Raw genomic sequence first — 14,340 nt, forward strand, 5'->3', positions numbered from 1 at the left:
GCTAATCATCTATCATATGTACTGTTTCTTCTCCGAATAAATCTTTTGCCTTTTGTGCCACATCTTCTTGTTCTGGCTCAGTTTCTATTTTTTCCGCTTCATTATGTTGATCATGTTTTCTGTTTTGAAGATATTCTGCTCTTACACGTAACCATTGATCTGAAGGAACACCTACTACTTTGACTGTTTTATTAACGATATTGCAAACTACACTTTCTATATTATTACGCTTTTCATCGTCTTTATTAACGATTTCGCAGTGTATCTCTTCTTCAAATTTCACTAACACATGATCTTCGCTTGCCGCTACTGGTTCTGAATTTTGAAGTAAACTTACTAAAGACTTTTTATCATTGTTTTTAGCATGATCAATGACCTCTTGCCAATGATCTTTGAGTAGTTTGATATCATCTTTATTGGCTTTATCTAGCACTTTAGCAATTTGTTGCATAGAAAATGCATTTTTTGAGCGTTGTTGACTTCTAATTGGTTTTTTCGGTGATTGCGTTTGTCCTGATGTAGCTATACCTTGAGATTTTAATACTTTCAATTCCTTCTCTAATTGTTCCATACGTTGTAATAAAACATCATTGTTAGGTTCTGTAGCAACTTGGGTCGTAGCAACATTTTGCACTGTTTCTGGTTTAGCTTTAATCATTTCAGCTAATTTTACCAACAACACTTCGAAATGAACACTTTGATTCACACTAAAACGTATAGATACTAAAGTATCATTGATAATATCGATCATGCGATATAAGGTGTCCAAGTCAAAATGAAGAAGTGCGTCATATTCAACGTCTTGATTAGATGTTTTATTCATAATTGTATCTCTGACGAAATAAATCATATCATTTATTAAACGATTGACTTCTTTCCCTTCAGTAACAAATTGATGATATCTCGTAAATGATGCCTTGACATCACCTTTAACTACATCTTTAAATAATTCATTTAAAGATGCTTCATCTACGCTACCCGTAACATTTAACGCATCTTGCAATGTTAAATGTTCATCTCCAAAAGCAATAGCTTGGTCCATAATACTTAGCGCATCTCGCATACCACCTTCTGAGGCCTTAGCAATAAATTCTAGTGCCTCATCATCGTAAGGTAATGACTGTGAATCAGCTACGTATTTCAAACGTTCGACAATTTGTTCTAAACTGATAGCTTTAAAATCAAATCTTTGCGCTCTTGAAATAATAGTTGGTGGAATTTTGTGCGGTTCAGTCGTAGCTAATATAAAAATTGCGTGTGCAGGTGGTTCTTCTAATGTTTTTAATAACGCGTTAAAAGCACCTGTCGTTAACATGTGCACTTCATCAATAATATAAACCTTGTATTCAGATTCACTTGGTGCGTATTTAACTTTATCTCTAATATTTCTGATCTCGTCAACACCATTGTTACTCGCAGCATCTATTTCAATCACATCAGAATTAGTACCTTGAGTGATACCTTTACAAATCGCACACTCGTTACATGGTTCTCCATCTGTACTATTTGTACAATTAATAGCTTTAGCAAACACCTTAGCAATACTTGTTTTTCCTGTTCCTCTAGGGCCACTAAATATATAGGCATGGGATTGTTTCCCTTTAGATATCGCATTTCGCAAAGTTTTAGTTACATGTTCTTGTCCAACGACATCATCAAAACTTTGAGGACGATACATACGATATAACGCTTGATAATTCACCTTAGCACCTCCGTTTGCAATTACTCTCTATTATATCATTTGTGCTAGCATGTTCATCAATAAAAATTCTTTAACGCATAATACTTGGATATTTTACTTGTCCAATTGGTTGGTCTGTTAAATTATCCCATAGAAACTTCACTAATAAAGGCTGTGTGACATCTTCATCTTCAGAATATAAATCATATTCATTTGCTAATTGATATCCTAATTGAGTAAAGTACGATGTTTCTCGATCAACTACAATTGTAGTATACCCTTCTGATTTCGCACGTTCTTCAACAGCTTGAACTAGTGCTTTACCTAATCCTTGATTTCTTAATTCCTTTTTTACTGATAATGAAGCAACTGTCAAAGCGGTATATGTTTTCTCTTCTGAAATGACACTGACTTCGACAAGCATGATATGTCCAATCACTTCATTTTGCTCGTTCTTCGCTATAACCTCTAGCTCATAATTATAGTCATCTGACTTTCTAAGTGTTTTAACAAGCGCTTTTTCCTGCCAACTTGCTTCCGGTTGTTCATCGTAATTTGCTTCAATACTATTTAATGATTCTTCATAGTCCACTTCTGTTAAGGTACTCAAATAGATTTGCATCTTTACACCACCATATACGTCATTAGCTATTTCGTTTGTTTTATCGTTATAATTTTATCAAATTATGTCACATTTATCTATTTATATAAAAAAGAGAGCGACTCATCACATAAGTCGCTCAAATCTATATTCGATATTATTTATCAATTTAAAAACCGTGCACCTTTGTATCGAACGTATATCACAAACGTTACCGAAGTCGTTAGCTAAATCTCGGCTACCCTACGGCACATATGAGAGTCCACTTAATGCTGCTTCCGTCAGGACCTGACATGATTCATGGGTTCATATTGCATAGGACCGAAATCTTCAAACACTACGTGCTTCGGGCAGACTTCACAAAAATACGCCCTCAACAAAGGAATTAAGTCTCGCATAAAGCGGATTTCGAGTACAGGGAACCGCTACCTCCCCACCTAGCACGGTAAGATTTATAATACTATAATTCCTATTATGTTTGCAAGCTTAAAATCTTACAACTATAAATATCTATCATAAATTCGTTCCACTTCAACTTTATTGTAATAAATTTTCGCGACGTCTTGAAAACTCTTTAAATTTAAATTCAGTCGCAAGATGTTTAGATATATTATACTGAAACTGTGTCGTATCCTTTAAATATACTGTACTTCGCACTGTCGCTGTATAAGGAGGGTTTATATCACCAAACATCTCATAGTCTAATTTTGAAAATGGTTCAAAGGTAATAGATTTACTTGAATAACTAATATCTAATGCTAAATCATTTTCTAAATAGTCATATATAGACTTCTTGGCAACGCTAGCAGTAATAGATTTAACCACAGATTTCAAGAAAAAATCTTCATCTAAGATTTTCACCTTGCCTTTAATAGAACGCGTACGAATAACATGAATCAATCTTTCTTCAGCTTTTAATCCTAATGCTAACCTCACTCTTTCATAATCGCCCGCTCTAACTTCTTCATTAACAATAAGTTCGGTTTGGTGTTTCAAACCTAATTGATTTTGTACCTCTTTGAAACTAATCAACTCTGAAAACGGAAATTCAGTGATACCTTGGTATATAACAACAGACCCTTTTCCTCTAATCTTTTGAATCATGCCATCATTCGCTAACAACTCAAGTGCTTTACGAACCGTTTCTCTAGATGTTCCATAAGTAGATACCAATTCATTCTCTGACGGTATTTGATCACCATATTGGTATTGTTCTGATAAAATTTGATTTTTTAACTGTTCATAAATGGAAATGAATTTCTTTTGAGCCATGTTGATATCCTCTTTTTACTTAAAATTACTTCGCCGTTTCAACCACCATTGCACCAAACCCTGATATTTGACGTTGTTCTAATGTACCATTTTGAATAATCACATCACCTGAGACATTTAAATCTTCAGGTAGCATTACAGGTTCTTTAGAAAAATTAGCTATAACCAGCCAAGTTTGGTTGTGATAATGACGACGATATACAAATAATTGTTCGTGTTCCATATACATTGGTTCAATATTACCATAAGTTATTATATCGTGATGATGTCTTAACGAAATCAATGTTTTATATGTGTGTAAAATAGACTCAGAATCTTTCATTGCTTGTTCCACATTAATATGTTGATAGTTTTGAGGAATATTAATCCAAGGTTCACCAGTTGTAAAACCTGCATGATCCGATGCATTCCATTGCATTGGTGTACGGGAATTATCACGTGATTTTTGATCTAATATTTCTAAAATTTCTTGTTCTTCATATCCTTGATTTTTCAAATAATCATAAGCATTTAATGATTCTACATCTCTATATGCATCTATTGAATTGAAATGAGGGTTAGTCATACCAATTTCTTCCCCTTGATAGATATATGGCGTTCCTTGTAACATGTGTAGCGCAATGGCTAATGTTTTAGCACTTGCTTGACGTAAAGATTCAGTACTATCATCCCCGAATCGTGAAACTACACGTGGTTGATCGTGATTACACCAGAATATCGCATTCCAGCCACCACCTTCATATATACCTAATTGCCAATCCATCAATATTTTTTTTAGCTGTTGGAAATCCATACTACCTTTAGCCCATTTTTCACCGTTAGGATAATCTACCTTTAAGTGATGGAAATTAAATACGCTGCTCAATTCGTTTCTTTCTGGATTAGAATATTTAATACAGTGATCAATGGTAGTAGATGACATTTCACCGACAGTCATCATATGCTTATCACCAAACGTATGTTGGTTCAATTCATGTAGATACTCATGCACTTTTGGTCCATCCGTATAAAACTCTTTTCCGATTTTATCAGAGTCCCTAAATTCACCTTTGGAAATAAGATTAATTACATCAAAACGGAAACCGTCCACACCTAAATCAATCCAATAATTGACAATCTGATATAAGGCTTGTCTAACGTCTGGATTATCCCAATTCAAATCTGCTTGAGTAACATCAAATAAGTGCAAATAATATTCATCACTTTTTTCATCATATTGCCATGCATTTCCTCCGAATTTGGATTCCCAATTTGTGGGTGGCCCATCTTCAGAATGTCTAAAGAAATAATAATCTCGGTAAGGACTATCTTTAGATTGAATGGCTTCCTTAAACCATTGATGTTCTGTTGATGTATGGTTAATCACAATATCCATCATTACTTTAATATCTCGTTGGTGTGCTTCTTTCACTAAAATTTTAAAATCTTCTAAAGTACCAAATCGTTCATTAATAGTTAGATAATCACTAATGTCATAACCATTATCGTTCATAGGTGATTCATAAATAGGCGTTAACCATATATAATCTACACCTAAAAATTGCAAATAATCTAATTTCTCAATAATACCTCTTAAATCGCCCTCACCATTACCCGTCGTATCATTAAATGATTTGGGATATATTTGATAAACAACTGATTTTCTCCAGTCTTGTTCACTCATTGTTAAACCACCTTTATGTATTGTATGAAAATAAAAAGCGCTCAGAGGTTTATCAACTTGAACGCTTTACTTTTTTTATGAATTAGATGTGTCGACCATCTTTTTAGCTTTTTGATTACTAAATCTTGAAAATACTATTGTTAATACAGCTGGGACAACTGTCGCTATTAATGTAGCTGGAAGATAAATCCACCAAAATTCACTTTTGATTGAGATAAATGCAGGCCAACCACCTACACCAACACTACCTAATACTTTGTGAGCACCGATGAAAGCACCTAGTACACTTGAAGTCAGAATAGCTGCAACAAATGGATATTTCAATGGCAAGTTCACACCGAATAAAGCTGGTTCAGTTACACCTAACACACCTGAAATACCTGAAGTAAATGCTAGGCCTTCTTCTTTAACCATTTTCTTACGTTTATAGACAATCCATGCACCAAATGCCGCTGAACCTTGACAAATATTTGAAATCGCTAGAATTGGCCATAAATATGTGCCGCCTAAACTACTACCCATTAATTGGAAATCAACAGCTAAGAACATATGATGTAAACCTGTAATTACCAGTGGTGCATATAATAAGCCATATAACGCGCCACCTAACCATCCTGCATGTTCAAATACATAAGTCACACCATTTGTAATGCCTGTACCTAATATTAAAGCAATAGGTCCTATAACTATAAACGCTAGGAAACCAGTAATCAATAATGCTACTGGACCAACGACGAGCATCTTAATAGAATCATGTACAACTTTGTTTAGTGCTTTCTCTAATTGCGCTAATACATATGTTGCTAATAGGACTGGTAAAACTTGTCCTTGATAATTAAGTTGCTTAATTTCTAAGCCGAATATATTCCAAGTTGGTATATGGCCTTTACCTATATCATATTGTGAGACAAGTTGCGGATGCATCAAGATAAGCCCTAAAACCAATCCTAAAATTGGACTTCCTCCAAATACACGCATACTACTCCAACCAATTAATGCAGGTAAGAAAATGAAAGCGGTACTTGCGATGACATTAATAATATTTGAAATATCCGCAATTTGTGGGTACATTTCTATTAATTTTTTAGGTCCAAATAGACCTTCCATGGTTAAAATGTTATTAATCCCCATTAATAACCCAGCTGTTACAATTGCTGGTAAGATTGGTATAAATATATCCCCCAATAATTTAATCAATCTTTGAATTGGATTACCTTTTTTAGCTGCAGCTTGTTTAGCGTCGTCTTTAGAAGCTTCTTCTGCTCCTGTCTCTGCTACAAATTGTTTATAAACTTCATCTACCGTTCCCGGACCAATAACAATTTGATACTGATGATCTGCTTTAAATTGTCCTTTTACTAATGGATTATCGCTTAGCGCATCTTTGTCTACTTTATTATCATCTTTTAATACTAACCGTAGTCTTGTTACACAGTGTGTTGCCGTATCAAGGTTCTCTTTTCCTCCAATTGCATCTACAATGGCTTTTACATCTTGTTTTTTTACAGCCATAGCCTTCACTCCTTTGTTTTCTTACTCAGAGTATAACTTGTCTAGACAAGTTATGTAAAGGCTTTCAAGTAAATTGATATAATATTTCAGTTAAAAGACACAAATGAGTCACTTTTCAGTTTGGAACTATCACTTCATTACGCTTATAGAACTATCAATATTACAGTATTCAACTCCGTCTTAAGGCAGCTATATAAAGAAAGGGATTTTCAAAAGCAAATAAAAAAGGCAAATACTCATTATACAATGAATACTTGCCTTTTATATCTATTAGTCTTGGATTTAAAATTCTAATGGCGGAGGAAGAGGGATTCGAACCCCCGCGGCCCGTTAAGGCCCTGTCGGTTTTCAAGACCGATCCCTTCAGCCGGACTTGGGTATTCCTCCATTGAACACAATAATTATCATATAATAGTGTTCATTAAAAGTCAATTCTTTTTTACACTAGAATTTCTTGGTTTAAATACGTTTCAACTGCGTCAGCTACGGCTCTTCCTTCTTTAATAGCCCATACAACAAGACTAGGTCCTCTGCGTGCATCTCCAGCAGCAAAAATCTTCGAATGACTCGTTCTAAAGTCTTTGTCATTTGCCACAATTTTATTTCGTTCGGTTTTAATACCAAATGATTGCGGAATGGTGATTTCAGTTCCTACAAAGCCAATGGAAAGTATAACTAAATCCGCTAGCCAAAATCGCTCTGGTCCATCTTCCATCACCGTACCGTCTTCAGTCTCTCTTAATATTTGTGTATACAGGCCCCTCACTTTTCCAGAATCGTCCACATCATATCTCATTGTTTGAACACCGTATGCACGTGGCTCTTTGCCAAATTTCACTTCACATTCTTTATGTGCATAGTCCATTTTGAATACTGGTAAGGCAAGTGGCCATGACGTATTGGTTTCAAAAGTGATTTCTTCAGGAAGTTTCGTAAACTTATTGAACTGCACAACGGATTTACAATTTTCACGCAATGCTGTTGCTACGCAATCTGCACCAGTATCACCTGCACCAATAATAATGACATTCTTATCTTTAGCTGTGATTGTTACTTCGTCAATTTCACCAGTTAGAAACCGTGTTTGCTCGGTTAAATAATCCATTGCAAAATGAATGCCATAACCCATACGTCCCTCTAATGGTAAGTCTCTAGCATTTTGTGAACCGGTACATAAAATAATAGCATCATATGTTGCTTCTAAGTCTTCACGACTAATATCGGCGCCAATTTCAATACCAGTTTTAAACTGAACACCAGCTTCTTTCATTAATTTAATACGACGTCTTACCACATCTTTATCTAATTTCATGTTAGGAATACCATACATCAATAATCCACCAGGTTCTTTAGCTCGTTCATATACCGTGACTTTATAGCCTCTATGATTAAGTTCATCAGCTGCTGTCAACCCAGCTGGCCCACTTCCTACGATGGCAACGCTTTTCCCTTTATCCGCTTCAGGATATTTTGGCTTAACCCATCCATTTTCATATGCTTCATCAATAATTGTACGCTCAATGCCTTTAATAGCTACAGAATTTCGATTAATTTTCATTACACATGATTGTTCACATGGTGCTGGACATACACGTCCCGTAAATTCCGGAAAATTGTTTGTTTCACTCAGTCTCTCGTAGGCTGCTTTAAAATCGCCTCGATAAACTAAATCGTTCCATTCCGGAATATAGTTACCTATGGGGCATCCTATCGTTTCAAAACCATAGGATAATCCACTTTGACAAAAAGGTGTACCACAGTCCATACATCTCGCCCCTTGAGTAGATGCATCTTCCTTAGTAAAACGTTGTTGAAATGCGTGATGATTTGAAAGACGATCAATCAAAGACAATTCTGATAATGCTTGCTTTTCATATTTCATAAACCCTTTAAATTCGCCCATGATAATCCCTCTTTCTTAATAAACCACTGCTGGTTTTAATGTCTCATCAACACTTGAACTATTATCATAAAATGCCGCTAACATAGCGTCGTCTTTTTTATTGTGTTGACGTAATTGAATATCAATTTTTTGCATCATTAATTTATAATCTTTTGGTATCACTTTGACAACTAGATTTTCAATTTCATCAAAATGTTGCAATATATTTTGTGTTTTTGAGCTATGTGTATATTTCACATGACTTTCAAGCATCTTTTTAATAAATTGCTTTTCTTCGTCATACATAACTTCACTAAATTCCAAAGTATTAAGTGCATGCTGTGTCTTAAATTGATTGATATCACTTGGAAATACATAACTTACGCCACCACTCATGCCTTGACCGAAGTTCTTTCCTACATCGCCAAGTATTAATACATGACCACCTGTCATATATTCAAGTCCATGATCACCAATACCTTCAACTACCACATCTGCACCACTATTTCTAATACAGAAACGTTCTCCAGCTTTACCATTAATAAAAGCTTTACCTTTTGATGCACCATAGAAGCATACGTTTCCTGCTATGATTTCATTTTCACGTGTTGTATTAGGCGACTGCACAATGACTGTACCACCTGACAAACCTTTACCTACATAGTCATTCGCATCACCATTATGATGTATCGTTAATCCTTTTGGCGCAAAAGCAGCCAAACTTTGACCAGCATGTCCATCGGTATGAACATAAATGGTATCTTCTGGTAACCCTTTTTCCCCATATTGTTTAGCAATCGCACTACCAGTAATCACACCAACATCACGTTGAACGTTCTTAATGGTATAACTTCCTGAAAATACATGACCTGCCTCTATACTTTGCTTGGCATCAGGATATAGATAATTCAAATCAAAACCTTCATCTAAATGATGATTTTGTTCTATTTCTTTAGTATTAGGACCATCCGCTTTGTTGATTAATCGTTCGATGTCAACAGAGGCTGCTTTTGTTCCTGGCTTAATATGAGAGGAACGTTGTAATAAGTCTGTTCGTCCTACTAATTCTTCAACTGTTCGCAATCCTAATGAGGCAAGTATTTCACGTAATTCTTCTGCAATAAAATACATAAAATGTACAACATGTTGTGCTTTTCCTTTAAATAAAGCACGTAAATCTTTGTTTTGAGTTGCAACACCTACTGGACATGTATCATTATGACAAACTCGCATCATGACACATCCCAACACCACTAATGGTGCTGTTGCAAATCCAAACTCTTCCGCTCCAAGCGCACATGCGTACGCTACATCTTTACCAGTGAGCAATTTACCATCTGTTTCTAACTTTACTCGACTTCGTAAATCATTTAATTTCAACGCTTGATGTGTTTCTGCCAAACCTATTTCCCAAGGCACACCCGCATGTTGAATACTAGTTTTAGGTGATGCACCTGTTCCACCGTCATAGCCACTGATGACGATTTTATCTGCAAACGCTTTTGCTACCCCTGATGCAATGGTTCCCACACCTGTTTTTGACACTAATTTAACAGCAATATCTGCTTCTTTATTCGCATTTTTCAAATCATGAATCAATTGTGCTAAGTCTTCGATAGAATATATATCATGATGCGGTGGTGGTGAAATGAGACCGATACCTGGTGTAGATCCTCTTGTTTCGGCAATCCACGGATATACTTTAGAACCCGGCAATTGACCACCCTCACCAGGTTTAGCACCTTGCGCTACTTTAATCTGTATTTCTTTTGCATGTTGTAAATAGTCACTCGTTACACCAAATCTTCCAGAGGCTACTTGTTTAATTGCACTAATTTTATTACTACCATCTTTCTGAGGTTGATAGCGCAAAGGATCTTCTCCTCCTTCACCGCTATTACTTTTACCTCCTAGACTGTTCATTGCTTGCGCCAATGTTTCGTGTGCTTCAGCTGATATAGATCCATAACTCATTGCACCTGTGTTAAAACGTTTAACGATTTCAGAAGCAGGCTCAACTTTTGATATATCAATAGGTTTACAAGTCTTAAATTCTAATAAATGACGAATAAAATCTTGTCGCTGTTGGTTAACCGTATCGGAATATTGTTTGAATAATTCATAGTCATTATCGCGACAAGCATGCTGTAATAAGAAAATAGTCTTAGGATTATAAGCATGATGTTGTCCTTGTTGTCTCCATTGGAAAGTACTACCAGACGCTAAATAATCTGAATGGGATTCTTGTCTTGCTTTATTTTCCTCATCAATTTGTTGAATGCTAATACCAGAAATTTTAGATTGCGTTCCTGAAAAATACTGATCAATAACAGTTTGTGATATCCCAACAGCTTCAAATATTTGTGCACCTTGATAACTTTGAACTGTTGAAATTCCCATTTTAGCCATTACTTTAATAACACCTTCTGATAACACGTTTGTATATGTTTCGACATTAGATGTTACTGTGCCATGTAGTTTGCCATTATTTGTGAGTTGTTCAACCGTTCGTTGAGCTAAATATGGCACGATAGCATTTGCCCCATAACCTAATAAACATGCTACGTGATGTACTTCACGTGTTTCGCCAGATTTTGCTACTAAACTTGTTTCCATACGCAAACCTTCGCGTATCAAACATTGATGAACATGACTCATTGCCAATAGCATTGGCATGGCAAATCCAGATTCAGACGCTAATAAGCTATCGTCTAATACAATAATTTCAGAACCATCTTTGACATGCTGTATTACTTTATCAGATAAACGATTCAAGCTAGCTTCTAAATCATCATGATATATAGTTGAAACATAAGTCGTTTTAAAGATCTCTGTATCAATAGCTTCTAATTGGGCTTCTGTTAATACAGGTTTTTTAAGTTGAACACGATGAAGTACTGTTTTATCAGGTTTCAAAAGATTACCTTCGCCACCTAAATAAGACATTTCACTTGTGACAATTTTTTCTCTGTAAGCATCAATAGGTGGATTAGTAACTTGTGCAAATAACTGCTTAAAATAATTAAATAAGCTTTCAGGTCTATCATTTAAAACTGCAATAGGCGCGTCGTAGCCCATAGCACCAATAGGATCCTTCTTCTGCAATACTAAGTCAACAATATACTTATTCATTTCTTCTTTTGTATACGCAAATTGACGTTGTAGTTTAAATAGAGTCTTAGCATCATATTCATTTGGGCAGTATGTCACATTATCAATATTAGCTTCATATTTTTCTGTTTTTAGCCACTCTGCATATGGATGTTCACTAGCAATTTCATATTTCAATTCATTATTTTCAACGACTTTATTTTTATTAAAATCGACTAATAATAATTTTCCAGGATTTAATTGCCCTTTAAACGCAACCTCTGATTCATCAACATCTATTACGCCAACTTCAGAAGAGAAGACGATAAAATTATCTTTCGTAATAGTATATCTACCTGGACGTAAACCATTACGGTCTGTTAATGCACCAATCTTATACCCGTTACAAAATGAAATCATTGTAGGCCCATCCCAAGGTTCCATTAAGTAACTATAGAATTCATAAAACGAACGTACATCTTTGTCATTCGATTTGTTATAAAGCCATGGCTCTGGTATTAATAGCATTGCAGCTTTCTCCGGTTCCATTGCCAAAGATAAAAACTCTAACGCATTATCAACGATAGATGAATCACTACCATCTTCATCGACAATACGATGTATTTTATGTTGATCTTCACCAAAAAGTGTATGAACTAATTTATTTTGACGTGCACGCATCCAATTAACATTACCTTTAATTGTATTAATCTCGCCATTATGCATAAGTAGGCGATTAGGATGTGCACGTTTCCAACTTGGAAATGTATTAGTACTAAATCTTGAATGTACTAGACCAAGTTTCGATTGATAGGCTTCGTGTGTTAAATCTAAATATAACCCTTTAATTTGATCAGACCGTAGCCATCCTTTATAGACAATCGTTTTGTGAGATAAACTTGTAAAATATAATTCTATCCCTTTTCGTTCAGCGTAATACTCTATTTGTTTTCTAGCTAAATAAAGTTGTTTATTTATATTTTCAGCTTGACGAATATCGATAAACACTTGTTGAATAAAGGGCATAGTATCAGCTACATGTTGTGCTACTGCCTCTTTATTAACAGGTACATCACGATAACCTATGACACCAAGGCCTTCACTTTCAAAATATTGATTCAACACCGCTTCATGTTTACTTCCAATCACACGTTCTTTAGAGAAAAATAGTCCTACTGCATATTCACCTTCATTAGGTAGTGGTAAATCATGCAATTGTTCAAAGAATTTAAAGGGAATTTCAGTCATGATACCTGCACCATCACCAGTCATTCCATCAGCACCGATACCACCTCTATGATCTAATCTACATAACATTTCTAATGATTTTTCAATGACGTCGTGCGATCTAATGTTATCCATATTAGCGTAAAAACCAATACCACAAGCATCATGTTCCTCACGATAATCGTATAATCCCTTTTTTAGCTTCTCATTATACATGATGCACACTCCCTTTTAGAATTTTCTGACAATTAATATATAGTAATCATTAATATAATGTAATTGTTTCATCTGTTCAATATATAAATTAGATGATATTTATCTAAAAATTAGAACAATTGACGAATAAACTGTTATAATAAGTGTTAAAAGTAATGTTAGATAGACATAGAGTAAGCTAAAAGTGAGGATTGAAATGATGGAGATTAAACAACTTAAATATTTTGTAGAAGTAGCAAAACGAGAGCATATTTCTGAAGCTGCATTAGAATTAAATATTGCCCAATCCGCCATAAGTCGTCAAATGACTCAATTAGAAAAGGAATTAAATGTGACCTTGTTTAAAAGGCAAGGTCGGAATATCTTATTAACATCTGAAGGCAAACAACTATTAACTGAAGCCACTAAAATATTGGATCAATTAGACCAAACGGTACAATTATTTCAACATCAACAGACATTAAGTAATCAGAATATCTTTTTATCCTATAGTGATAGTGAAGCCTCTCATAAATTAGGCCGCCTCATTCAAATTTTCGAAGAACAATCAGAGAGTCAAGTTGTCCCTAATTTGAGTCAAGACAATGAAATATTAGATGATGTAATTAAAGGAGAAATAGATATAGGTATCATTGAACTGACTGATGAAATTAAACAACACCCTGAATTAAATATGACAACCCTATTCGAGGAACATTATCATTTATATACGAACAAGAGAGACCCTATCGCCTTAACACTGCAACCCCATTTATCTCAACTGCATTTGCAAAATGTCTTTTGTCTAACAGTGTTACCAAACTCAATTAAAGAAAAATTGCCTACCGATATACGTACGATATCAGATAAACAATTGGCTCAATATCTTTTAAAAAAGGAAAGAGGTGTTTTGATTACACCTCAAAACGTTTCGTTAGATAGTCATTCACATGAGTGGATTAAAATACCTCTTAGCCATACTGATATAAAACGTACAATTTGTGTAATTTCTAAAAAGGAAAATCATAAACCTGATTTGCCTGTTGCTTTACATACAATACAAGTATTGTTTAATAAAACATCTACGTACCATTAAATATAAATTCAGTGGTAAACAATTAGGTCAATGATATGAATAACGGTAATCAAAAGGACCACTTCTGTTTATTTTTGAAATCTAAATTAAATAAGCGTATAATCATTCTATTATTTCACAG

Annotated in this window: 8 protein-coding genes, 1 tRNA gene and 1 other RNA gene; 1 reads left to right on the forward strand and 9 read right to left on the reverse strand. The window is 34.8% G+C overall.

All coding sequences use genetic code 11. The features are described 5' to 3' along the window. Position 1: 1 nt before the first annotated feature. The 9 genes from dnaX to gltB all read right to left on the reverse strand — a co-directional run bounded on the left by dnaX (position 2) and on the right by gltB (position 13,144). Positions 2–1,702 carry a DNA polymerase III subunit gamma/tau gene (dnaX, locus tag EL082_RS11105; protein ID WP_049415550.1) on the reverse strand — a complete coding sequence of 567 codons (1,701 nt, stop codon included), beginning with the start codon at positions 1,700–1,702 and terminating at the stop codon, positions 2–4. A 70-nt stretch (positions 1,703–1,772) separates the two neighbouring features. Further along, a complete protein-coding gene (locus EL082_RS11110; protein WP_002466880.1) occupies positions 1,773–2,303 on the reverse strand; it encodes a GNAT family N-acetyltransferase in 531 nt (176 codons plus the stop codon). A 155-nt stretch (positions 2,304–2,458) separates the two neighbouring features. Continuing rightward, an RNA gene (gene ffs / locus EL082_RS11115) (signal recognition particle sRNA large type) lies at positions 2,459–2,728 on the reverse strand. 91 nt (positions 2,729–2,819) lie between these two features. After that, the gene (treR, locus tag EL082_RS11120) at positions 2,820–3,554 is read right to left on the reverse strand and encodes a trehalose operon repressor (protein WP_015365368.1); all 735 of its coding nucleotides are present in this window, start codon (positions 3,552–3,554) and stop codon (positions 2,820–2,822) included. Between the two features lie 25 nt (positions 3,555–3,579). Next, the gene (treC, locus tag EL082_RS11125; protein WP_049415554.1) at positions 3,580–5,217 is read right to left on the reverse strand and encodes an alpha,alpha-phosphotrehalase; all 1,638 of its coding nucleotides are present in this window, start codon (positions 5,215–5,217) and stop codon (positions 3,580–3,582) included. A gap of 75 nt (positions 5,218–5,292) precedes the next feature. Next, a complete protein-coding gene (treP, locus tag EL082_RS11130) occupies positions 5,293–6,729 on the reverse strand; it encodes a PTS system trehalose-specific EIIBC component (RefSeq protein WP_002466879.1) in 1,437 nt (478 codons plus the stop codon). 294 nt (positions 6,730–7,023) lie between these two features. Beyond that, positions 7,024–7,116: transfer RNA gene (locus EL082_RS11135), tRNA-Ser, on the reverse strand. A gap of 52 nt (positions 7,117–7,168) precedes the next feature. Continuing rightward, positions 7,169–8,632 (reverse strand): glutamate synthase subunit beta, encoded by a 1,464-nt coding sequence (locus EL082_RS11140; RefSeq protein ID WP_103286321.1) that lies wholly within the window; start codon positions 8,630–8,632, stop codon positions 7,169–7,171. Between the two features lie 15 nt (positions 8,633–8,647). After that, positions 8,648–13,144, reverse strand: a complete 4,497-nt coding sequence (gene gltB / locus EL082_RS11145; protein WP_103286320.1) for a glutamate synthase large subunit — start codon at positions 13,142–13,144, stop codon at positions 8,648–8,650. A gap of 199 nt (positions 13,145–13,343) precedes the next feature. Here gltB and gltC point away from each other — a divergent pair, with 199 nt between their 5' ends. Then, positions 13,344–14,219 carry a glutamate biosynthesis transcriptional regulator GltC gene (gene gltC, locus EL082_RS11150; RefSeq protein ID WP_019235840.1) on the forward strand — a complete coding sequence of 292 codons (876 nt, stop codon included), beginning with the start codon at positions 13,344–13,346 and terminating at the stop codon, positions 14,217–14,219. Positions 14,220–14,340: the final 121 nt, after the last annotated feature.

Origin of the sequence: Staphylococcus warneri (genome assembly GCF_900636385.1) — a bacterium.
Lineage (GTDB): Bacteria > Bacillota > Bacilli > Staphylococcales > Staphylococcaceae > Staphylococcus > Staphylococcus warneri.